This window comes from Paenibacillus harenae DSM 16969, from assembly GCF_000422465.1.
Taxonomy (GTDB): Bacteria; Bacillota; Bacilli; order Paenibacillales; family Paenibacillaceae; genus Pristimantibacillus; species Pristimantibacillus harenae.
This window is the reverse complement of sequence record NZ_KE383843.1, coordinates 415,693-437,227: the sequence shown is the minus strand read 5'-3', so window position 1 is coordinate 437,227 and position 21,535 is coordinate 415,693. Positions and strand designations below refer to the sequence as shown.

The 21,535-nt window shown below is 52.1% G+C and carries 23 protein-coding genes; 19 read left to right on the top strand and 4 right to left on the bottom strand.

Translation table 11 applies throughout. The annotated features are described in order from the left end of the window. Positions 1–12 precede the first annotated feature (12 nt). Complete coding sequence (locus H581_RS0121410) at positions 13–768, top strand: tRNA threonylcarbamoyladenosine dehydratase (protein ID WP_028611789.1); 756 nt, start codon at positions 13–15, stop codon at positions 766–768. After that, entirely contained in the window at positions 765–1,436 is a 672-nt protein-coding gene (locus tag H581_RS36635) for a YdeI/OmpD-associated family protein (protein ID WP_051251179.1), read from the top strand. The genes H581_RS0121410 and H581_RS36635 overlap by 4 nt, the downstream gene beginning before the upstream one ends. Before the next feature lie 90 nt (positions 1,437–1,526). On the opposite strand, the gene H581_RS34940 is transcribed toward H581_RS36635, so the two are convergent. Beyond that, positions 1,527–2,060 carry a hypothetical protein gene (locus H581_RS34940; RefSeq protein ID WP_036719549.1) on the bottom strand — a complete coding sequence of 178 codons (534 nt, stop codon included), beginning with the start codon at positions 2,058–2,060 and terminating at the stop codon, positions 1,527–1,529. Positions 2,061–2,277: 217 nt separating this feature from the next. Here H581_RS34940 and H581_RS0121395 point away from each other — a divergent pair, with 217 nt between their 5' ends. The 3 genes from H581_RS0121395 to H581_RS0121385 all read left to right on the top strand — a co-directional run bounded on the left by H581_RS0121395 (position 2,278) and on the right by H581_RS0121385 (position 4,650). After that, positions 2,278–3,582, top strand: coding sequence for a replication-associated recombination protein A (locus tag H581_RS0121395; RefSeq protein WP_028611788.1), 1,305 nt, complete (start codon positions 2,278–2,280; stop codon positions 3,580–3,582). Between the two features lie 124 nt (positions 3,583–3,706). Further along, the gene (locus tag H581_RS0121390; protein WP_028611787.1) at positions 3,707–4,213 is read left to right on the top strand and encodes a MerR family transcriptional regulator; all 507 of its coding nucleotides are present in this window, start codon (positions 3,707–3,709) and stop codon (positions 4,211–4,213) included. Continuing rightward, positions 4,210–4,650, top strand: coding sequence for an SRPBCC family protein (locus H581_RS0121385; protein WP_028611786.1), 441 nt, complete (start codon positions 4,210–4,212; stop codon positions 4,648–4,650). Before H581_RS0121390 ends, H581_RS0121385 begins: the two co-directional genes overlap by 4 nt. Positions 4,651–5,175: 525 nt before the next feature. Here H581_RS0121385 and H581_RS34935 read toward each other — a convergent pair. Together H581_RS34935 and H581_RS0121375 are read right to left on the bottom strand one after the other, a co-directional pair. Next, complete coding sequence (locus tag H581_RS34935; RefSeq protein ID WP_051251178.1) at positions 5,176–6,261, bottom strand: copper resistance D family protein; 1,086 nt, start codon at positions 6,259–6,261, stop codon at positions 5,176–5,178. Next, the gene (locus H581_RS0121375) at positions 6,258–6,860 is read right to left on the bottom strand and encodes a copper resistance CopC family protein (RefSeq protein WP_028611785.1); all 603 of its coding nucleotides are present in this window, start codon (positions 6,858–6,860) and stop codon (positions 6,258–6,260) included. Before H581_RS0121375 ends, H581_RS34935 begins: the two co-directional genes overlap by 4 nt. 366 nt (positions 6,861–7,226) lie before the next feature. On the opposite strand from H581_RS0121375, the gene H581_RS0121370 reads away from it, so the two are divergent. After that, on the top strand, positions 7,227–8,567 hold the full coding sequence (locus tag H581_RS0121370; protein ID WP_028611784.1) for a hemolysin family protein: 1,341 nt from the start codon (positions 7,227–7,229) through the stop codon (positions 8,565–8,567). Between the two features lie 172 nt (positions 8,568–8,739). Here H581_RS0121370 and mnmA read toward each other — a convergent pair whose 3' ends face one another. Next, positions 8,740–9,873: a tRNA 2-thiouridine(34) synthase MnmA gene (mnmA, locus tag H581_RS0121360; RefSeq protein WP_028611783.1), complete on the bottom strand. Its 1,134-nt coding sequence runs from the start codon at positions 9,871–9,873 to the stop codon at positions 8,740–8,742. 174 nt (positions 9,874–10,047) lie between these two features. Here mnmA and cymR point away from each other — a divergent pair, with 174 nt between their 5' ends. The 13 genes from cymR (at position 10,048) to H581_RS0121295 (ending at position 21,481) form a co-directional block, all read left to right on the top strand. Continuing rightward, positions 10,048–10,467, top strand: coding sequence for a cysteine metabolism transcriptional regulator CymR (cymR, locus tag H581_RS0121355; RefSeq protein ID WP_028611782.1), 420 nt, complete (start codon positions 10,048–10,050; stop codon positions 10,465–10,467). A gap of 14 nt (positions 10,468–10,481) precedes the next feature. After that, a complete protein-coding gene (locus H581_RS0121350; protein ID WP_028611781.1) occupies positions 10,482–11,636 on the top strand; it encodes a cysteine desulfurase family protein in 1,155 nt (384 codons plus the stop codon). Positions 11,637–11,653: 17 nt separating this feature from the next. Continuing rightward, positions 11,654–12,199 (top strand): PRC-barrel domain-containing protein, encoded by a 546-nt coding sequence (locus H581_RS0121345; protein ID WP_028611780.1) that lies wholly within the window; start codon positions 11,654–11,656, stop codon positions 12,197–12,199. 3 nt (positions 12,200–12,202) lie between these two features. Beyond that, positions 12,203–12,400: a hypothetical protein gene (locus H581_RS0121340; protein WP_028611779.1), complete on the top strand. Its 198-nt coding sequence runs from the start codon at positions 12,203–12,205 to the stop codon at positions 12,398–12,400. Between the two features lie 156 nt (positions 12,401–12,556). Continuing rightward, the gene (locus H581_RS0121335; RefSeq protein WP_028611778.1) at positions 12,557–13,627 is read left to right on the top strand and encodes an AI-2E family transporter; all 1,071 of its coding nucleotides are present in this window, start codon (positions 12,557–12,559) and stop codon (positions 13,625–13,627) included. 352 nt (positions 13,628–13,979) lie between these two features. After that, positions 13,980–16,613, top strand: coding sequence for an alanine--tRNA ligase (gene alaS, locus H581_RS0121330; RefSeq protein ID WP_028611777.1), 2,634 nt, complete (start codon positions 13,980–13,982; stop codon positions 16,611–16,613). Between the two features lie 36 nt (positions 16,614–16,649). Continuing rightward, positions 16,650–16,910, top strand: a complete 261-nt coding sequence (locus H581_RS0121325) for an IreB family regulatory phosphoprotein (RefSeq protein WP_028611776.1) — start codon at positions 16,650–16,652, stop codon at positions 16,908–16,910. A 25-nt stretch (positions 16,911–16,935) separates the two neighbouring features. Further along, the gene (ruvX, locus tag H581_RS0121320; RefSeq protein WP_028611775.1) at positions 16,936–17,352 is read left to right on the top strand and encodes a Holliday junction resolvase RuvX; all 417 of its coding nucleotides are present in this window, start codon (positions 16,936–16,938) and stop codon (positions 17,350–17,352) included. An 8-nt stretch (positions 17,353–17,360) separates the two neighbouring features. Continuing rightward, positions 17,361–17,657 carry a DUF1292 domain-containing protein gene (locus H581_RS0121315; protein ID WP_028611774.1) on the top strand — a complete coding sequence of 99 codons (297 nt, stop codon included), beginning with the start codon at positions 17,361–17,363 and terminating at the stop codon, positions 17,655–17,657. After that, complete coding sequence (locus H581_RS0121310) at positions 17,657–17,968, top strand: DUF1292 domain-containing protein (RefSeq protein ID WP_028611773.1); 312 nt, start codon at positions 17,657–17,659, stop codon at positions 17,966–17,968. Before H581_RS0121315 ends, H581_RS0121310 begins: the two co-directional genes overlap by 1 nt. A 129-nt stretch (positions 17,969–18,097) precedes the next feature. Next, positions 18,098–19,210, top strand: coding sequence for an endolytic transglycosylase MltG (gene mltG / locus H581_RS0121305; RefSeq protein WP_281169562.1), 1,113 nt, complete (start codon positions 18,098–18,100; stop codon positions 19,208–19,210). Positions 19,211–19,267: 57 nt separating this feature from the next. After that, a complete protein-coding gene (locus tag H581_RS0121300; protein WP_028611771.1) occupies positions 19,268–20,200 on the top strand; it encodes a peptidase U32 family protein in 933 nt (310 codons plus the stop codon). An 18-nt stretch (positions 20,201–20,218) separates the two neighbouring features. After that, positions 20,219–21,481: a peptidase U32 family protein gene (locus H581_RS0121295; protein ID WP_028611770.1), complete on the top strand. Its 1,263-nt coding sequence runs from the start codon at positions 20,219–20,221 to the stop codon at positions 21,479–21,481. Positions 21,482–21,535 lie beyond the last annotated feature (54 nt).

The window sequence follows — 21,535 nt, the reverse complement described above, 5'->3', positions numbered from 1 at the left end:
GGCGGCAGCCTGATGCTGCACCAATTTTCACGTACGGAGCTGGCCATCGGGCCTGAAGGATTACAGCTGATGAAGGAGAGCACGGTTGCCGTGCTCGGCATCGGCGGCGTCGGAGGCATTGCAGCGGAAGCGTTAGCGCGCACGGGCATCGGAAGAATCATTCTGATCGATAAGGACGTTGTCGATATTACAAATGTCAATCGGCAGGTGCATGCGCTGACGTCAACGGTCGGGCAGCCGAAGGCCGATCTCATGCGCGACCGTATTAAACTTATTAACCCGGACTGCGACGTCATTGCGCTACGGATGTTCTATACGGAAGAAACGTACGAGCAGCTTTTCGAACATACGCCCGATTATGTCGTTGACGCTTCGGATACCATTTCGTACAAAATCCACTTAATCAAGCAGTGCCTGGAGCGCAAAATTCCGATTATTTCGAGCATGGGCGCGGCGAACAAGATGGATCCGACCAAGTTTCAGGTCGTCGATATCTCGAAGACGCATACCGATCCTATTGCGCGGGTCGTACGCACGAAGCTGCGGAAGGAAGGCATCAAGCGGGGGGTTAAGGTTGTATTCTCCACGGAGACGCCGATGAAGCCGCGCGAGGATGTCACGCAGCGGATCGTACCGGAGAACGCCCCGGAGATCCGCAAAGCGAAGCAGCCGCCTTCCAGCAATGCATTCGTGCCGCCTGTCGCCGGGTTGATCATGGTAAGCGTTGTAGTGAAGGATCTGCTTGAAACGGGCGGGATCGAGCTATGAATGAGACGCTGGTCAAGAAGCTGAGATTGCAGCCGGATATGAAGGCATTGGTGATTAATGCGCCTTCTGAGCTGTATTTGGGCCAACTTGGATTGACAGGCGACTCTTCCATTGAAGGCCGGGGGAAGGGAGAGCATGATTTTGTCATGCTCTTCGTCCGCTCGATGGCCGAGCTAGAGGAACATGCCCAGGCAGCCGTTCATGCGGTTAAAGAGGATGGCTTGCTGTGGATTACGTACCCGAAAGGCACTTCGAAAATCAAGACGGATATTAACCGGGATACCGGCTGGAAGCATATGCTGAAGCTGGATATGGAAGGCGTCGCGATGATCTCGATGGACGATACCTGGTCATCCATGCGTTATCGGCCGGCAGGGAGCGGGTCACGGTCGAAGACGCGTTCCGCTTCGGCCTCGCTTGCTGCGCAATCGTCCGGTCGTTTGTCTGCCTCTGCAACGGAAGAACCGGAGCTGCCGGATAATCTGGCGGCAGCGCTTCAGGAATCGCCGGCTGCGACGGAGTTCTTCCGGGGCAGCTTAACCGCCGCGAAGCGTCGTGATTTCGTGAAGTGGATTACCGATGCCAAAAGGGAAGAAACACGCTCTACACGCGTTCATGCAACGATCGGAAAGCTGGAGCGGGGTTTGAAGTCGCCTTTTGATAAATAGAGCAGGAAAAAGCCGTTTCAGGAGCAAGCGTTATTCGCGCTTTGCTCGGATGAAACGGCTTTTTTACGCGATCCGGTTAGGACTTGCCCGTCAGCTCGGATACTTAAGCCAATGGAACATCGGCATGTTTACATACATCTGGTTCGTTTCGAATAGTACGGGTACGACATAATCTCCTTTGTAATAATACTCTCCACCCAGCTTCTCCATCGGGATATGGAAGCTTACTCGCAGCGCGCGGAAAAACACGGGCTCAAGCAACGATACGAAATAACGGTAATGATGCCGGTCGGCAAAATAAATGATGGAGGAGAGCAGGTCGGACAAATACCGTCCGCGATAAGGCTTTAGCAATGCGATTTTGTCGATTTCGGCGACCAATCCTTCTTCTGCGGCAGCAAGAATGTGCATCGGCAATTTCGTTGTCTGCAGCAAGGGGCTCTTGTTGGGACAGAAGCGGTTTATTTCTGCCGTTCCAATATAATTTCCGTCAGTCGTTACAATGACGTATTGGGCCAACGGCTGCTCGCTGTATTCGAGCTCGTACCCTTTTTCCTTCCAAACGGTTGTCCAAATGTCATTGAATAGTGCAGTTTCGATCCCATTCTCTACTCTCTTAAACAATAGATCAGCCCCCCGCAGCTTTCCATTCATTAAAAATGACGCACGCTGTCGAATGCGACAAAAAATGATTGTTCGACACCATGATTATACATCTTCTTCCAAATGATGTGAATATTTAATAGGTGAGACTTTCGTACTAAATTTACTTCCCTAGCGAACAAATGTACGAATATGCTATGATCGGAATAACAGATTGGAAGAAGGTTGGGACGCTGTTATGGATTTATTTTCCTATCAAGAGGAAGAAAAGCCTCGTGCGAGGCTGCTTGCGGACCGGATGAGGCCGCAAATCTTGGATGAATATATCGGTCAGGAGCATATTGTCGGTGAAGGGAAGCTGCTGCGCAGGGCGATTGAGGGCGACCAGGTATCTTCTATTTTGCTATACGGGCCTCCGGGCTGCGGAAAAACAACGCTTGCGCATATCATATCGCTCCGAACGGCTGGAGAATTCGTGAAGTTGAACGCTGTCGACGCCTCGGTCAAGGATGTACGGGAGGTAATTGACCAAGCGCGTACCAATAAAATGATGTACGGCAAAAAAACGATCCTATTTCTGGACGAGGTTCACCGGTTTAATACCGCCCGCCAGGATGCCCTGCTGCCTGCCGTTGAGCAAGGCATTATAATTTTTATCGGGGCGACGACCGAAAATCCGTTTCATCACGTGAATGGCGCGCTTCTGTCGAGGTCCACGCTGTTCCAGCTGGAACCGCTCGGAGAGGAGCATGCTTACGAGGCGATGATCCGTGCGCTGTCCGACCGGGAGCGGGGTCTCGCCTTTATGACGATTCACGCGGATGAAGATGCGCTGCGTCATATTGCGGCGATGGCGGGCGGCGATATCAGGCGCGCGCTTAACGCCTTGGAGCTTGCCGCCGTGACGACGCCGTCCGAACCGGACGGGTCCGTGAAGCTGACGCTTGAAGTGGCGCAGGAATCGATACGAAAGCCGACGATCCGTGCCGACCTGTCGACGCAATACGATGTGCTTTCCGCTTTCCATAAAAGCGTCCGCGGTTCCAGCGATGCCGCGCTATTCTGGTTCCTCTACGCGGTAGAGAAACTGGGGATGGATCCGATGACCTTTATCCGTCGTTTGATCGTCGCCTGCAGCGAAGACATCGGCCTTGCGAATCCGCAGGCCATGATACAGGCGGTGACCGCGATGGATGCGTATCATAAGATCGGCTGGCCGGAAGCAAAGTACAATATATCGCAAGCGATTTTATTTGCCGTAGAAAGCCCGAAATCGAATGCGACGGCGATAGCCATCGGCAATGCGGAGGCCGCGATCGAACGGGCCGGCGGCGCCGAAGTGCCGCTGCATCTGCGCGACACGCACTACCGCGGGGCGCAGCAGCTGGGCCATGAAGGCTATAAATATCCTCATGATTTCCCGAATCATTACGTCAGGCAGCAGTATTTGCCCGATACGCTCGGCGGCATGACCTTCTACCGGGCATCGGAGCAGGGGATGGAGGATAAAATCAAACAAAACCAGCAGCGGCGCAAAGGGTAAAGGGTTTCGTGAGGGCTTACCTGCGGCGGCATTGTTTATTTTCCGCTTGCACCTTACGTTACGTCATGTTTTATAGTACAGTTACCGGCAAGACAAAACGCCAATGCCAGCGCAGGAGTTGACTATGAAACGATATTGGAAAGTAGGGGAGCTCGCCAACCTGACGGGGCTTACCGTTCGAACCTTGCGGTTTTACGACCAGATCGGCTTATTCTCCCCATCCCTTCAGACGGATTCGGGCCATCGGCTTTACAATGAATCCGACCTGTCGCGTCTGCAGCAGATTATATCGCTGAAGGAGCTGGGCTTATCACTAGAGGAGGTTAAGTCTGTCTTGGCCGGCGAGCAGTTCAGCCCGCTCGAGATCGTCAGCCTGCAAATGGCCCGGATCAAGGAGCAGATAAAGCTGCAGCACAATCTTCTGGAGCAGCTCGAGCAAGTATCCGCATTGATGCAGGGGAAGGCGCCATTAACCGTTGAACATTTTACCGGCCTCTTGCAAGCGATGAAAATGGGCCATGAGAAGGCAGTCATCGAGCGGAGGATGAGCTGGGAGCACCGCCTGGACTTATTGGGTGATTTTCTTGCCGGGGATCAGGAAGAAACGAAACCTAAGGAGGATCAACCATGACCGAACGAAACGCCAAGCACGCTACTTTCACCGTCGAACGGACTTATGCCGCTTCGCCTGAGAAGGTCTATAACGCATGGGCCGAACCGGCTGCAAAAGCGAAGTGGTTCTCGAAGCCCGATATTTTCGAATTCCGGATCGGAGGGCGCGAATACAGCAGCGGAGGTCCCGCCGAGGGGCCGGTCTTTACTTTCGACGCCTGCTACCAGGAGATCGTTCAGGAGCAGCGAATCGTGTATACCTACACCTTGGATTCGGATGACAAGCGCATCTCCGTATCCGTTACAACGGTCGAGCTCATCCCGATCGAGAAAGGAACGAAGCTGGTCTTCACGGAGCAGGCCGTGTTCTTTGACGGATACGACACGCCGGAAATAAGAGAGCATGGCACGAATGTTATGTTGGACGCGTTAGGCAAGGCGCTTAATGAGGAGTAGGAGTATGCGTCTTCCATTGGCGCAAACGAAATTGTATCTTCGCGGGGGTGTTCGACGCGCCTCGGGAGCTTTTATTTCAAGCATGGACAAACCCCGGGGAGTTTGCCCGCTGGCAGGGGTAGAAGGGCTTCAGCAATACCTTTCATGAGTTTGGTATGAGGCCGGATCGACCAATGCGTTAATATGGGCTGTTTCCAAAGTAGAGATATCTGCTATGGGAACAGCCCAATTTATTGAAGTAAATGTATCAATCGAGCATCTCATTACCGTCAACGTTAGTCAGGACAGGTAACCCAGGTGCGCCAAAAGGAAAACGTGTCCCGAGAGGGACGAAAGCGGTCATTAACAAATGTTACTTAGGAGCGGCTCTTTACATTCAACGTTAGTCCAATTGCGGGAGTCCATAGGGTGGCAACCCTTGGGGCCCTCCCTTGGAAGGGAGGGTTTGGGTGGGTTCGAAACGCCTTGAAGGTTTAGTAGAAGCCTTTGAAGGTTTGGGTAGAAGCCTTATAAAAGGATTGGTTGTCACGCAATCGCAAACATAAGACCAAAATACCCGAATGCGGCGGTCAGTAAGCCCATCAGGAAGGCAGGGACAAGACGGCCTAAGCGATACATCCAGATCAAACCGCCGGCCATAAGCATGGCCGCGGCAAGCATGAGAATGCTTTCCAGATGAAGCGTGAATTGCAAAGTGATGTCAGGACTGAAGTCTCCCTTATAGACCGACGTGAACAGCGGCGATGGGGAGACGGTCTGCAGCGTTTCCTTCACCGTATGCGGCGGCGTTTGCTGGCCCAGCGCCCCGGTTGCCGCGAGCACGAGCAGCGCAATGACGCTTTCCGCTCTGAGCCATCGCTTCGGATTGAAGGAGGGGTTCAAGGCTGCCTGCCTTTTGTAGCCGAATCCGTTCGAATACGCAAACAGCAGCAGCGGCAAGATGAGCAGATGCTTGATGAGGAGCATCTGTCCATAAGGAAGCATCCACGAATTCACGTATTCGGGCGTGGTGAACGACATAAGCATAAAACCGGCGAGCAGCGTCACGAGCACGCAGGCGATGGCCACGGGCGAGAACCAGCGCAGAAAGGACCGCCAATTGGCTTGATCCTTGGAAAACCAGCTGGCGATGAACAAGATGCCAATCCATACGCTGACGGCCAGGAAATGCGAGGCATGGGTTACAAGCCCGCGTAATCCGTATAGTGATGAGGCATGACCGGCATAACCCAGCCACACGATGAGCAGAAACGTGACAAATAATGCGACCTTCGGCATGTGCCTGTCATTCCGGAATGATTGGAGACCGAGTAAAAACGCGAGACCGGTTGAGCCGATCACGGTCCATACCCAAGCCTTTCCCGTATTGATATCCAGCAAAATACTTTTCAGGATAGAGCCGTAGGTCATATCGAAGTCCTCGGCAAACAAAAGCGCCAACTGATGGATAGGGACATAGGAAAGTACGGGAATCGCAACAGCGCAAGCGACCAGCAAGCTGTTCGGGACGGAAACAGCGGGCCTGCTTGCTTCGGGCACCAGACGCAGCAGTAAAGCCCCCGTCAATAATGCAAAGCAAACATACAGCAGGCCCTCGCTGATATAAATCATGGTTTACGCCTCCGTAAGGACAGGACGAGAGCTGCAGCGACAATAATGGCGCCGATAATAATGGCAGGCGTGTAGTTGGTGTCTTCATCGCCGGCAGCAGCCGTATTCCCTGTTTCATTATTCGAAGCCTCATCCGCGCCGGCAACCGGATCCGGAGATGGAGATGAAGCCGGCGTCTCTGCAGCATCATCCGTGACGGTCGGCTCGTCTTCAACCGAAGGCGACGGTGAAGGCTCATCGGTCACCAGAGTCTCTTCTACCGTAAAAGCATAATTACCTTCGACAGAATGGCCATCGGCTCCGATGATCGTCCATTTGACCGAATATATACCGCCGCTCAGCGATTCGGCAACGGCCGCACTCATGGTGGGGCCCTCTACAAGCTTGTTATCCGTTTCGATTTCCTCGCCGGCGGCATTCAGCAGCTTCAAGCTGCTGAGCTCCTCGATATCAGTGTTAAACGTAAGCTCGATGCGCCCGGGTGAAGCCTGAACCGTCGCGTCCTGCGCCGGTACGGCGTTCTCCAATTTGGAATGAGCCATTACAACGCCCGGCATGAGCCATAAGGCAGCTAAGCAAATAAGTATAATTCGTTTCATTCATAAATCCTCCTGCGCATTTTATGGGAAGCAAGCTTCAATAGCTGATTGCATTATATCAAATTCCGGCTAGGGATAGTTTTACCAATCAGGCGAATTTCGTTGCGGCTTTATGAACATTTGAGAAAAGTCGCAGCGATTTGCGCACAAAAAACATAAGAAAAACCGCGTATAATGGCTAGCCTATCGCGAATACACATAAATACAGTCCTGAAAACAGGAATCCCATGAATCGGACCGTTCGACACGGCGGCTTGACATCATGAAGACTTCACACATTAGACAAAGATCGCCGTATCTTTGTTTCAAAAGGAGGTGCGCCTGTCATCGCTAGGTGCATCGCAAAACGCGATTGACAGGAATTCGTTGAGTGACCCTTTACCGCTTGGCTTGTCACTGCCCCTTGTCATATTGTTGGTCTTCATGAACGGCTTTTTTGTTGCGGCGGAATTTGCGATGGTCAAGGTCCGCGAGAGCCGGATCGATACGCTGGTCTCCGAAGGACATTCGAGAGCGAAGCTTGCTTCTCAAGTGACCGGCCGCCTGGATGCCTATTTGTCGGCATGCCAGCTCGGCATCACGCTTGCATCGCTTGGCCTTGGCTGGATCGGCGAACCGGCCGTTGCGAGGATGATTGAACCGGTCTTCATGAGATTCGGTTTGCAAAACGAGGTATTCATTCATACGGTCTCCTTTATTCTTGCGTTCTCCTTGATCACGCTACTGCATATCGTTCTGGGGGAATTAGCGCCGAAAACGGTTGCGATCCGCAAGTCGGAGTCGGTTACGTTGATGACCGCATTGCCGCTTATATATTTTTACAAAGTGATGTATCCCTTCATATGGGTGCTGAACGGCACAGCGAATTTCCTTCTCCGGGCTGTCGGCATCGAGCCGGCGACCGAGAAGGATTCGGCGCATACGGAGGAGGAGATTCGGATTCTCATGAAAGAAAGCCACAAGAACGGACTTATCGATAATACGGAGCTTACGCTTGTAGATAATATTTTCGACTTTGCCGAAACCAATGCGCGTGAGATCATGATTCCGCGTACGGAAATGATTTGCCTGAACACAGGCTTATCGCTTGCCGAGAACAAAAAAATCGCGTTGGAGCAAATGCTGACCCGTTACCCGGTGTGCGAGAACGATAAGGATAATATTATCGGCTTCGTTCATATCAAAGACCTGCTGAAGGACACGACGCAAAGCCTCCAGGATATAAGGCAAATCACGAGGCCGATTACGACGGTTCCCGAATCCATGCAGATAAGCACGCTGCTTAAGCTGATGCAGAAGCGGAAAACGCAAATTTCGATTTTGATTGACGAGTACGGCGGAACCTCCGGATTGGTAACGCTGGAGGATATCATGGAGGAGATCGTCGGAGAAATTCAGGATGAATTCGACGAGGAGCGGGAGCAGCTCGAGAAGAGGAACGAAGATACGTATTCGATCAGCGGACTGATGCTCATCGAAGAGGTGAACAGCTTCTTCGGACTGGATATCGGAACGGATGATTTCGATACGATCGGCGGCTGGATGTATTCCAAGATTGAATTGCCGCCAACGAATAACCAGCGGTTTGAATATTCGGGCCAATATGAGTTCATCGTTGAGGAAACCGATCATTTGCGGGTATCCCGTATTCTCATTCGCCGGATCGGCGATCGGCCGGAGAGGCGGGGAGAACGGGATTATGGCTAATGGAGCTTATCGGCACAAAAAAAAGGCTGTCCGCGCGCAAGCAACCGATGCGCCATGGACAGCCTTATTCAAAATATAAGAATTTATAAGTTTGCACTTATAACTAAGCTTATATTTCACCGCGAAACGGTTGCATCCTCGGAAAGAGGCCGACAGGCGTTTCTGCTTGGTATCAGACGTGCAAAGCGGCAAATGCGCCGGCATCAATCTTCTGAACGGTTTCAATCGTACCGCCGCCGAGGCAAACGTCGTCGTCATAGAGAACGACCGCTTGTCCAGGGGTAACGGCTTTTTGAGGTTTATCGAAGACGATATGGGCCGTGCCGTCCTCCCGCATCGTTACGGTTACTCCTTGATCCTGCTGGCGGTAACGGAATTTGGCGGTACACTTTACCGTTCCCGTGCCGGTGGCCGGAAGGATCCAGTTCATGCCGCTTGCCGTGAGGCTTTCCGAGTACAAGCTGGGATGCTGTTCACCCTGCACGACGTACAAAATATTGCGCTCCAAATCCTTATCGGCAACAAACCACGGCTCCCCGGTGCCGGAGCCTCCGATGCCGAGACCTTGGCGCTGGCCGAGGGTGTAATACATCAAGCCGTCATGACGCCCTTTCTTCTCGCCGCTTCGAATGTCGATCATGTCGCCCGACTGGGCCGGCAGGTACCCGCTGAGGAAGGTCTTGAAGTCACGTTCGCCGATAAAGCAGACGCCGGTGCTGTCCTTCTTCTTCGCCGTATACAAGCCGGCTTCCTCGGCTATGCGGCGTACCTCCGGTTTCGGAAGGTGGCCGATCGGGAACATCGCCTTCGCCAGCTGCTTCTGATTAAGCGCGCTTAGGAAATAGGTTTGATCCTTGTTCGAATCGACGCCGCGCAGCAGCTTCGTTACGCCATCGGCCGTACGGTCGACGCGGGCATAATGGCCGGTAGCCAAATAGTCGGCGCCAAGCTCCATGGCGCGCTGCAGGAAGTCGCCGAACTTGATCTCGCGGTTGCACATGACATCCGGGTTTGGGGTGCGGCCGCGCTTATATTCATCCAGGAAATAGGTGAATACTTTGTCATAATATTGCCGTTCAAAGTTAACGGTATAGTAAGGGATTCCGATTTGGTCGCAAACGCGGCGCACGTCCTCCGAATCTTCTTCAGCCGTGCAATGGCCGAATTCATCGGTATCATCCCAGTTTTTCATAAAGATGCCAATCACGTCGTAGCCTTGCTGCTTCAGCAGCAGCGCCGTAACGGAGGAATCAACGCCTCCCGACATGCCGACGACGACTCTTGTAGAGGCATTTGGTTTTTCCATGTTATCCACCACCTTGTTCATTCAAACATTCCTATTATACCATAGGCTGAAAAGTTTTTCATAAAGACGTCCACCTTTTTACACACGATACTTGCGCGGTATGTTAACATAGAAGTGATATGGGAATACAGTGATTTAAAGGTAATTTGAAAAATAGATAAAAGAGGTGTCACATTGAAAATATCGACGAAAGGCCGTTACGGCTTAACGATTATGATGGAGCTGGCGGCGAAGTTCGGCGAAGGCCCGACCTCGCTCAAGAGCATTGCGGAACGTAACCAGCTGTCCGAGCATTACCTGGAGCAGTTGGTCGCGCCGCTTCGCAACGCCGGATTGGTCAAGAGCGTAAGAGGAGCTTACGGCGGATATATTCTGTCCAAGGAGCCCGAGAATATTACATCCGGCGACGTCATCCGCATCCTGGAAGGCCCGATCTCGCCGGTCGACTTCACGGAAGAAGACGACCCGGCCAAGCGCCAGCTATGGCTGAGAATTCGCGACAGCATCGCCGACGTGCTGGATTCGACCACGCTCGCCGATCTGATCGCCTTCGAAGACGCAGGCAAACCTGACAGCTACATGTTTTATATATAAAGGAAGGCGGAATAATGAACACGTATTATTTCGATCATGCCGCCACAACGCCGATGCGCCCCGAAGTCATGAAAGCGATGCTGGAAGTTATGAGCGGGCCAGGCAGCAATGCATCCAGCATGCACGCTTACGGCAGAGCGGCCAAACAGCATTTGAACCGATCCCGCGACCGGATTGCCGCAGCCCTGGGCTGCAAACCGTCGGAGCTGCTCTTCACCTCCGGCGGGACGGAAAGCGATAACGCGGCGCTGATCGGCGCTGCTAGAGCGCAGCGCAAGCGCGGGAAATCCCATATTATAACTTCGGCGGGAGAGCATCACGCCGTACTTCATGCATGCGAGTGGTTAAGAAAGGAAGAAGGCTTCACATTGACCGTCCTCCCGGTGGACGGCAGCGGAAGAACCTCCGCGGCTTCCGTGCAGTCGGCGATGACGGCGGAAACGGGATTGGTCAGCATCATGCACGGCAATAACGAGCTCGGCACGCTGCAGCCGATCGAAGAGATTGGCGCAATCGTAAAGGCAGGCGGCGCGCTGTTCCACGTGGATGCCGTACAGACGCTAGGCTGGATCGGCTACCGACTAAATGAAATTCCTGTCGATTTAATGAGCTTTTCAGCCCATAAAATTAATGGTCCGCAAGGCGTTGGCGCGTTATATATAGCGAATGGTACACTATTCGAAGCGGTTCAGCACGGAGGTTCACAGGAAAGAAAACGGCGCGCGGGGACGGAGAATATTGCAGGTATTGCCGGTTTTGCGGAAGCCGTTGACATTTGTGTGAACGAACGGGAAACGAAGCAACTTTTTATGGACGAGCTTCGTAAGAGATGGATTGAGCTGCTGCAGGAGCATGCCGGAGTGCCTATTCGAATAAACGGCAGCGAGCAGCATCGATTGCCGCATATCGTCAATGTCAGCTTTATCGGCGTCGATACGGAGACCATGCTCATGAACCTCGATATGGAAGGAATAGCCGCCTCAAGCGGATCGGCCTGCACATCCGGTTCGCTGGAGAGGTCGCATGTCCTGCGCGCGATGGAGCTGCCGGAAGAGCAGCTTCAATCCGCCGTAAGATTTAGCTTCGGTTTGGGGAATACTTTGGAGGAATTAGAAAACGCCGCGCAAAAAATTGGAACGATCGTGAGGCGTATTCGTAATAACTACTAGGAGGACTCCGCCTGAGCGTGATTAAACTTCAACAGCTTATTGGGCTTCCCGTTATCGTTATTCATTCCGGCAAGCTGGTCGGGACCGTGAAGGATGCCTGGTTCGACGAGCATTGGCAGCTGAACGGTCTTATATTGGATTATGCCAAGTGGTTTGGTTTATCTGTAAAGATCGTGAAATGGTCCGATGTGCTTTCCTGCGGGGAAGATACGGTTATTATTTCGAGCGAAACCGCGATTCACCGGATGAAACCGAAACAAATTTTGCGTTCCTTTTATACAGGACTCGTGAAATTAAGGGATTTGCCCGTTGTAACCGTTCAGGGCGAGCAGCTTGGACGCGTGTCGGATGTTTATTTTTATCCAAATCAGGGCACACAAATAGTAGGCTACGAGCTTACGGACGGTTTTGTTTCGGATCTGATGGAGGGACGCAAATGGCTGAAGGCGCCGAGTGATCCGGATGCCGTGTTACTCGGGGAAGACGCGATTATTGTTCCTGCTGTCAGTGAAGCGGAATTGGAGCCTGTCGCAGCTTCCAATTCAATCGATAGGGAGAAATGAATGATGATGAGATGTCCGAATTGCAATTCGAAAGATATCGGGAAAATTGGTTCCCACCAGTTCTACTGCTGGGGCTGCTTCATTGAACTGACGGTTAACGGCGACAAGATGTCGGTTTACCAAGTAGAAGAGGACGGCACGCTGAGCTCGCTCGACGACTTGTTCTTTGAAGAGGAATTACCGGAGGTTCACGTGAATTAACGTGAAGCTTCTCTCATAGCGAATACGAAAGGACGGTCTTTGGCCGTCTTTTTTTTTGCCTCTCAAGGATGATTTAGGGCGCTTGTACATATACTGAACTAGCCCGATTTGTCCGGCTGGACAAAGGGGGAAACGCTGGTTCGGGGGTGAGGGACGGTGGAGCGCTTCACGAAAAACCGTCTATTTGTGTGGCTGGTGTACTTGATATTAGGCTTGCTCGCCATCTATCTGCTGCTGCTGATAAAGCCGCTTATCGTAAATGTATATGTCTTCCTAAAGGCTGTGCTTGCGCCATTCGCCATTGCCATGATCATCTCGTATGTGCTGAATCCGATCGTCACGCTGCTTCATGACCGGAAGGTGCCCCGGACGATTGCCGTGCTTCTTATTTATGCGGTGTTCTGCGCGGTTATCACCGTGCTGCTCGTCAATCTGATCCCGATGTTCATCGAGCAGGTTCAAGAGCTGAACAGGCATGTGCCGGAGCTGTCGATGCGCGCGCAAGACATCGTTACGGATATTAACAACACATCCTTTTTACCGGAAAGCATCCGCAGCGGGATGAACAAATCATTGCTGCATATGGAGAAAAAACTGTCGGAGTTTTTGTTTAACTTCGTAAACAACATCGGAACGATGCTTAACGCGGTGTTTATAGCGTTTATCATTCCTTTCCTGGCTTTCTATATATTAAAAGATTTTGACGTGTTCGAAAGAACCGTTATTACGTACGTGCCCAAATCGCACCGCAAAAACACGGTCAGACTGCTCAAGGATATCGACGCCGCGCTCGGCAGCTATATCCGGGGACAATTTCTCGTCTGCGTCATCGTTGGCGTATTGGCTTATTGCGGCTATTTACTTATCGGGATGCCGTACGCGCTGCTGCTGGCCGGTATCGTGGCCATTACGAATGTCATCCCGTATCTTGGCCCGTTCTTCGGCGCCGCGCCCGCGCTGCTGGTCGCTTCAACCATTTCACTCAAAATGGTCATCCTGGTTGCCATTATCAATACGCTGTGCCAAATTCTCGAAGGCAACGTCATCTCGCCGCAGGTTGTCGGGCGGACGCTGCATATGCATCCGCTCGCCATTATTTTTGCCTTGCTGGTGGGAGGCGAAATTGCGGGCATATTAGGCATGATTCTTGCGGTGCCGATCTTTGCGGCCTGCAAAGTCATCGTCCAGCATATGTTCGCTTATTACGTGCGAAGAAAGATCATTTGACAGGCGCAAGAGCTGTAGCTATAATTTTAGAAAGTGAAAGCATATATTTGGATAAAACGTTGAAGAATTGAAGTAAGCCATTGCCCGTTAGCCAGAGAAAAGGCCTCTTCGCGACCGTTCCTTCGGGAACGTCCCGCGTCGGTTGAGAAGGCTTTTATAACGAAGAGTGGCCGAAAGCTCTTTTCCGAGTGTGAACGAACTTCACCGGGTGGACCCGTTAATGTCCGATGAAGGCGATTATGCCTGCCGTCAAGCGCAGCGTAATAACCAGGGTGGTACCGCGAACATATTCGTCCCTGTCAATGACAGGGGCGTTTTTTGTGTTTAATGACAAGAGGGAGGCTTCTATAAAATGAAAGCTAGTGAAATCCGCGCTAAATGGCTTGCTTTTTTTGAAAGCAAAGGCCACAAAATCGAACCGAGCGCATCGCTCGTACCGCATAACGACCCTTCTCTGCTGTGGATCAATGCGGGAATGGCACCGCTTAAGGCTTACTTTGACGGCCGTGTCATTCCGGAAAACCCGCGTATTACGAACTCGCAGAAATGCATTCGCACCAATGATATCGAGAACGTGGGCAAAACCCGCCGTCACCATACGTTTTTTGAAATGCTGGGCAACTTCTCGATCGGCGATTACTTCAAGGAAGAGGCAATTACATGGGCTTGGGAATTTCTGACCGGGCCGGAATGGATCGGCTTTGACCCGAACCGCCTCTCGGTTACGGTATATCCGGAGGACGAGGAAGCGTTCAGCTTCTGGAATGCCAAAATCGGCATTCCTGCCGAACGAATCTACAAGCTGGAAGAGAACTTCTGGGACATCGGCGAAGGGCCGTGCGGACCTTGTACGGAAATTTTCTATGACCGCGGGGAAAAATACGGCGATTTATCCGATCCGGAATGCTGGCCGGGCGGAGAAAACGAGCGTTTCCTCGAAGTGTGGAACCTCGTCTTCTCGCAATTCAATCATAACAAGGACGGCAGCTATACGCCGCTTCCGAATAAAAATATCGATACAGGAGCGGGACTGGAGCGTTTTGCATCGATCCTGCAGGACGTGGATTCGAATTTCGACACGGATCTTTTCCAGCCAATCATAGACCGTACCTGCGAAATGGCAAAAGTGAGCTACAAAACGAACGATGAGCAGGATATCGCGCTTAAAGTCATTGCCGACCATATTCGTACCGTCGCATTCGCTGTCGGCGACGGCGTCATGCCTTCCAACGAAGGCCGCGGCTATATTATTCGCCGATTGCTCCGCCGCGCGGTTCGTTACGGAAAAACGATCGGCATCGACCGTCCTTTCCTCTACGAGCTTACTTCTATTGTCGGCGATGTGATGGGCGTGTACTATCCGGAGGTCGTGGAGAAGCGCGAGTTTATCGAGCGCGTGATCCGTACGGAGGAGGAGCGTTTCCATGAGACGCTGTCTGACGGTCTGGCGATGCTGTCGGGGCTGGTTGCTGCTGCAGGCAGAGCGGGCAGCAAGGAGATTAACGGCGATGATGCCTTCCGATTGTACGATACGTACGGCTTCCCGTTTGACCTGACGGAGGACTTCGCCTCCGAGAACGGCATGACCGTTGACCGCGCAGGCTTTGATGCGGCGATGGAAGCGCAGCGGGAACGCGCGCGCGCAGCCCGTCAGGATACAGGCAGCATGAAGGTGCAAGGCGGTCCGCTCGGTGATTTTACGGTTAAAAGTGAATTTGTTGGCTATAATGAACTCGTAACGAAATCCCGAATTATTGCGGTTGTATCGGATGACCAACTGGTGGATTCCGCTGCCGCAGGCAGCCAAGTAGCCGTTATTCTTGACCGTACGCCTTTCTATGCGGAGAGCGGCGGACAAATCGGCGATAAAGGCACGATCGCGGGCAGCGGGTTTACGCTGCAGGTCGAAGATGTGACGAAGGCTCCGCACGGGCAAAGCGTTCATCATGCCGTAGTGGCTTCGGGTACTCTCCGTACCGGCGAATCGGTTGACGCTGCCGTCGCTAAAGCGGTTCGCGAGGATATTATCAAAAATCATACGGCAACGCATTTGCTTCATAAGGCGCTCAAAGAAGTGCTGGGCGGACATGTCAATCAAGCAGGCTCTCTGGTCGAGGCTGAACGCCTGCGGTTCGACTTCTCGCATTTCGGCAGCATAACGGCTGAAGAGCTCGTTGAAATTGAGCGTCGCGTCAATGAACAAATCTGGTTGTCTACGCCAGTGTCCACCGATACGAAATCGCTCGGCGAAGCGAAAGCGATGGGAGCGATGGCCTTGTTCGGCGAGAAGTACGGCGACGAGGTCCGCGTCGTGCAGGTCGGCAGCTACAGCTTAGAGCTTTGCGGAGGCTGTCATGTCGGCAATACGTCGCAAATCGGAATATTCAAGCTGCTTAGCGAAAGTGGGATCGGCTCGGGCGTTCGAAGAATTGAAGCCGTAACGGGGAAGCACGCGTATAACCATTTGGAGAGCCAGCTTGACCTGTTGAAGCAATCCTCTTCCTTGCTTAAGTCGAATACGGCTGACGTTCCGAAACGGATCGAAGCTTTGTTCGGACAATTGAAGGAGCTTTCCCGCGAGAATGAATCGCTGCAGGCTAAGCTGAGCCGCATCGAAGCCGGCTCGCTTGAAGCGAACGCGAAGACCGTCGGCGATATGACCGTGTTATTCGCGAAAGTAAGCGCACCGTCAATGGATGCGCTTCGCGGCATCGTAGACGAGCTGAAGCTGAAGCTGGCCTCCAGCATCATCGTGCTCGGCGCCATTGCCGACGATAAAGTGAATCTGGCAGCTGCGGTATCCGCCGACTTGGTGAAAAAGGGCTTCCATGCAGGCAAAATCGTCAAAGAAGCGGCCGTACATTGCGGCGGCAGCGGCGGCGGACGTCCTGATATGGCGCAGGCCGGCGGCAAAGATACGGCTAAGCTGGACGAAGCTTTGAAACTTGCGGAAGAACTGGTTCTAAGCCAAACAAATGTGATATGATAGGAATGAAAAGCGGTTGAAAGCGAGGTGCTGGCGATGAGTTCCATGGACAAAACGATGAAGTTTAACGTGAAGGCAGAAGGGGCTGAATCTTCTCAGGATATTCTGCTGTCCGTGCATGAGGCGCTCCTGGAGAAAGAGTATAATCCGATTAACCAGATCGTTGGGTATTTGCTGTCCGGAGACCCCGCGTATATCCCGCGGCACAACAACGCCAGAAGTTTGATTCGCAAGAAGGAACGGGACGAATTGATCGAAGAGCTTGTCCGGTTTTATTTGAACCACAAGAAACAATAATCAAGGGTCAGGAGCCGGACAAGAAATGAGATTAATGGGATTGGACTACGGCGACCGTAACATTGGCGTTGCCGTCAGCGATGCGTTTCGCTGGACCGCGCAAGGAATCGGGGTTGTTGAACGCAGGCGCGACGCAGGGGAGTTTGACCGCATTGCGGACCTGGTGAAGGAGCATGAGGTTAGCGAGATTGTCGTCGGCCTGCCGAAAAACATGAATGGAACAATTGGTCCGCGTGGTGAAATTTGCATCGCATTTGCAGAACAGCTTCAGCAAAAGCTAAACATACCTGTTCACCTTTGGGATGAAAGGCTGACAACAGTAGCTGCCGAGCGAACGCTTCTTGAAGCGGATGTCAGTCGGAAGAAGCGCAGGCTTGTCATAGACAAAATGGCGGCGATGCTTATTTTGCAAAATTATCTCGATTCTAAAGCGAAAAGGTGAGGGTAAACATGACAAAAGAAGATATGGAATTTGAAGAGCCGGAAATTATTTATATCCCGGACGAAGAAGGAAATGAAGAAGAATTCGAGGTCATCATGAAGTTCGAGGTTGATGGTTCCGATCAGAAATATATGATGGTCGTTCCGCTTGCCAGCGAAAACGATGAAGAAGACGAAGTATACGCTTTCCGCTACGAGGAGGAAGGCGACGACCTGAAGCTCTACACGATCGAGGACGAGGAAGAATGGAACATGGTTGAAGAAACATTCAACACGCTGCTGGGCGAGTTGGAGGAGCAGAACTAATGACCGGCCCGGAACAAGCGGCAGTGAGGAAGCTGAACAGCCTAAAGGAAGCGTTCGGAAACGAGATCGAATTAGAGGCAGAGGACGGTAACGCCCTGGCTTTCGATATTAAAGCCGAGTTTCAACTGGGGGATCGCGTCTACGCCGCTCTCCAGTCCGAACAGATGCGGCGCGAGGATGAGGTTGAGCTGTTTCGCGTCGTTCATACGAACGGAGAGCCTCATTTGGAAACAATCGAGGATGATGAAGAATGGGAAGCTGCGTCAGAAGCATATGACGACTTATTGTTTGCGGACGACGAGCGGCCGTGAGGGGCTACAAGAACATATGCAGTAGACAAAAGGGCGGCTGATAACCGCTCTTTTGTTGAATTCTAACCATTTATAAGATTCATTGCTTGGATGATAAACGGTTTCGTAAAATAACGAGGAGGTCTAAGGTTGAACAAGTCATCACAGCGCCCGGAGTATAACGATAATCAAATTTCGGGTCCGAAGCGCAGCCGTATTACCTTGTGGGTTATACTGAGCCTGCTAAGTATCATGATCATCGCTGCGGGAAGCTTCGCCTTATACGTCTGGAGCAGCCTGCAGCCGACAAAGGCCGGCGACGCGGTAAAGGTTGAAATTCCCAAGGGAACCTCGGCAAACGAGGTTGCCGATTTGCTGGAGCAGAACGGCATTATTAAGAACTCATTTATTTTCAAGTACTATTTAAAACTGAATGATCAGGGTGCGCGCTTTCAAGCGGGCCTCTATGAGCTTAACCCGGGAATGGAGCATGATGCGATTATCGCGAAGCTGAACGCCGGCGATACGGTGGCAGTGGAGACGATTCGCTTTACGATACCTGAAGGCTTCACCGTACTGCAAATCGCGGACAAGCTTGCGGCAGAGAAGCTGATAGACCGGGATAAATTTATAAAGCTGGCTGCTACGAATACCGCATACGGCGACGCGGAGGCCGTACGTTCCATTCCGGAAAATGATAAGCTTCACCAGAAGCTGGAGGGATATCTGTTCCCGGAAACGTATGAATTGAAAAAGGGGAGTACGGAGGAGGATATCATAAGACGGATGTTATCCGAACTGGACCGCAAGCTGGAAGTGCTGCCTGAAGGCTGGATGGATGTCCTTGAAGAGAAAAAGATGACGCTGCATGAGCTGCTTACGATTGCTTCGCTTGTCGAGCGGGAAGTGGTCATCGACGAGGAGCGCGCTCTTGTCGCCGGCGTTATTTATAACCGGATTGAGGACGGCATGATGCTGCAAATTGACGCGACCGTACAATATTCCCTCGATAAACCAAAGGAGAGATTGTACGAGAAGGATTTGCAGATAGACAGCCCGTACAATACGTACAAGGTCGAGGGGTTGCCGCCGGGACCTATCGCAAGTCCGAGCATGGCTTCGATTACTGCCGCATTATATCCGGAGGAATCCGATTATTTGTTCTATGTGACGAAAAAAGACGGCAGCCAGTCGCATCTATTCGCGAAGACATATCAAGAGCATTTGAAAAACATCGAGAAAAGTAATCAAGCTGCAGGTTAAATCGAATAGAACGAAATACGAAGCTGCAGCCGTTATTTTTCGAGGGGGGAAAATCCTATGTCATACAAGCCGGAGTTACTGACTACCGCTGCTTCGCTGAACGAGCTGGAGCGGCTGATAGCCGCAGGCGCCGATGCCTTCGTGATCGGCGAAGCCCGTTACGGAATGCGGCTGCCCGGTGAATTTCCTATAGATCAAATAGCCGAGGCCGTCCGAATCGCCAACCCAACAGGCGTTAAAATCTATGCGGCGGTTAACAATTTGATGGATAACGAAGCCGTGGAAAGCCTGCAAGCCTACATGGCCGCTCTCGCAGAAACGGGCGTCGACGCGATCGTATTCGGCGATCCCGCCGTTCTTATGGCTGCGCGGGTGCATGCGCCCGGTATAGCCTTGCACTGGAATGCGGAAATGACATCGACGAACTACGTCACGGCCGACTATTGGGGACGCAGAGGGGCTTCTCGGTTTGTGCTGGCGCGAGAGCTCAATATGGAGCAGATCGTTGAAACGGCCGCAAGCACGGCGCTCGAGCTGCAGGTGCAAGTACACGGGATGACGAACATTTATCATTCCAAGCGCTCGCTGGTGAACAGTTACATGGAGCATCAGCAGGAGACGGACAGGCTTGATCGAAGGGACAAGGACCGCGGATTATACGTTATGGAAGCGGAACGGAAGGATGAGCGTTATCCGATATTCGAGGATGCGAACGGAACGCATATAATGAGCTCGGATGATATATGCATGATTGAAAATTTGCATGAGCTCATGGATGCCGGCGTGGCCAGCTTAAAGGTGGAAGGCATTATGAAGTCCATTGATTATAACGAAATCGTCATTCGCGCCTACCGGCAAGCGATCGATGCCTACATAGCGGATCCGCAAGGCTATACGTTTCAAGAGGAGTGGCTGGATAGGATCCGCGAAGCGCAGGATCCGAATCGCGAGCTGAGCTATGGTTTCTTTTATAAAGAGCAGGTGTATTGATAGCAGGAGGTAGAGAGAATGACGGTTACAGAGAAAACAACCCAGCGGTACCAAGGAAAGCGCCATCGCCTGAACAAGCCAGAGCTGCTTGCACCGGCCGGCAATTTGGAGAAGCTGAAATTTGCGGTTCATTACGGCGCCGATGCCGTTTATATAGGCGGACAAAAATACGGTCTCCGTTCCAATGCGGATAACTTCAGCTTTGAGGAAATGAAGGAGGGCGTGGAATTCGCGAACAGGTACGGAGCCAAAGTATTCGTCGCAACGAACATCTATGCCCACAATGAAGATATCGAAGGCTTGGAGGACTATTTGCGAAGCTTGGAGGAAGCCGGCATATCCGCGATTATTGCGGCTGATCCCGTCATCATTGAGACAGCACAGCGGGCAGCGCCGAAGCTGGAGGTCCACTTGAGCACGCAGCAATCGACGTTGAATTGGCAGGCGGTCCAATTTTGGAAGGAAGAAGGTTTGCCTCGCGTCGTATTAGCCCGTGAGACGAGCTTTAAGGATATTGCGGAAATTAAGAAGCATGTCGATATTGAAATCGAAGCCTTCATCCACGGTGCGATGTGCTCGTCTTTCTCCGGCCGGTGCGTGCTATCGAATCATTTCACGGACCGGGATTCAAACCGCGGCGGATGCTCGCAGTCATGCCGCTGGAAGTATGACCTGTTCGTTGACGATATGCCGCTTTATCCGGAGGACGAAGACAAGTTTACGATGGGCTCCAAGGATTTGTGCATGATCGAATATTTGCCCGAGCTGATCGAGGTCGGCGTGGACAGCTTCAAAATTGAAGGCCGGATGAAGAGCATTCATTACGTGGCTACGGTCGTTAACGTTTATCGGCAGGCGATCGATTCGTATTTCGAGAATCCGGCGGACTTCGTCGTCAAGCCGGAGTGGATAGAGGAGATCAACAAAGCTGCCAACAGGCCGCTGAACACGGGCTTTTTCCTGGATACTCCAGGACCGGAGGATCATATTTACGAGCCGGAAGAAAAGGCGGCCCCTTATGATTTTGCCGGTGTCGTGCTTGATTATGATGCCGGTACGGGATTTGCGACCGTGCAGCAGCGCAACCATTTCAAGCTTGGGCAAGAGGTGGAATTCGTCGGGCCGCAGGGAACCCTTTTTAAACAAACCGTAACGGAAATAACCGATGCCGATGGCCAAGCAATAGATGCGGCGAGACATCCGCTTCAGCAGATTCGCATCCGGACATTAAAGCCCGTTTATCCGATGGATATGATGCGTAAAAAAACCGGAAAGAAGTAGACGGAAAGATCTAATACCGGAGTCTTATTTTTTCGATAAAATAAGGCTCTTTTT

Excerpts from the sequence above, each read along its gene's own strand:
- H581_RS0121295 (WP_028611770.1), top strand. The coding sequence starts at position 20,219 with ATGACGGTTACAGAGAAAACAACCCAGCGGTACCAAGGAAAGCGCCAT.
- H581_RS36635 (WP_051251179.1), top strand. The coding sequence starts at position 765 with ATGAATGAGACGCTGGTCAAGAAGCTGAGATTGCAGCCGGATATGAAG.
- H581_RS0121340 (WP_028611779.1), top strand. The coding sequence starts at position 12,203 with ATGATGAGATGTCCGAATTGCAATTCGAAAGATATCGGGAAAATTGGT.
- H581_RS0121350 (WP_028611781.1), top strand. The coding sequence starts at position 10,482 with ATGAACACGTATTATTTCGATCATGCCGCCACAACGCCGATGCGCCCC.
- H581_RS0121300 (WP_028611771.1), top strand. The coding sequence starts at position 19,268 with ATGTCATACAAGCCGGAGTTACTGACTACCGCTGCTTCGCTGAACGAG.
- mnmA (WP_028611783.1), bottom strand. The coding sequence starts at position 9,873 with ATGGAAAAACCAAATGCCTCTACAAGAGTCGTCGTCGGCATGTCGGGA.
- H581_RS0121310 (WP_028611773.1), top strand. The coding sequence starts at position 17,657 with ATGACCGGCCCGGAACAAGCGGCAGTGAGGAAGCTGAACAGCCTAAAG.
- H581_RS0121390 (WP_028611787.1), top strand. The coding sequence starts at position 3,707 with ATGAAACGATATTGGAAAGTAGGGGAGCTCGCCAACCTGACGGGGCTT.
- ruvX (WP_028611775.1), top strand. The coding sequence starts at position 16,936 with ATGAGATTAATGGGATTGGACTACGGCGACCGTAACATTGGCGTTGCC.
- H581_RS0121315 (WP_028611774.1), top strand. The coding sequence starts at position 17,361 with ATGACAAAAGAAGATATGGAATTTGAAGAGCCGGAAATTATTTATATC.
- H581_RS0121395 (WP_028611788.1), top strand. The coding sequence starts at position 2,278 with ATGGATTTATTTTCCTATCAAGAGGAAGAAAAGCCTCGTGCGAGGCTG.
- H581_RS0121325 (WP_028611776.1), top strand. The coding sequence starts at position 16,650 with ATGAGTTCCATGGACAAAACGATGAAGTTTAACGTGAAGGCAGAAGGG.
- H581_RS0121375 (WP_028611785.1), bottom strand. The coding sequence starts at position 6,860 with ATGAAACGAATTATACTTATTTGCTTAGCTGCCTTATGGCTCATGCCG.
- H581_RS0121410 (WP_028611789.1), top strand. The coding sequence starts at position 13 with ATGCTGCACCAATTTTCACGTACGGAGCTGGCCATCGGGCCTGAAGGA.
- H581_RS34935 (WP_051251178.1), bottom strand. The coding sequence starts at position 6,261 with ATGATTTATATCAGCGAGGGCCTGCTGTATGTTTGCTTTGCATTATTG.
- alaS (WP_028611777.1), top strand. The coding sequence starts at position 13,980 with ATGAAAGCTAGTGAAATCCGCGCTAAATGGCTTGCTTTTTTTGAAAGC.
- H581_RS0121385 (WP_028611786.1), top strand. The coding sequence starts at position 4,210 with ATGACCGAACGAAACGCCAAGCACGCTACTTTCACCGTCGAACGGACT.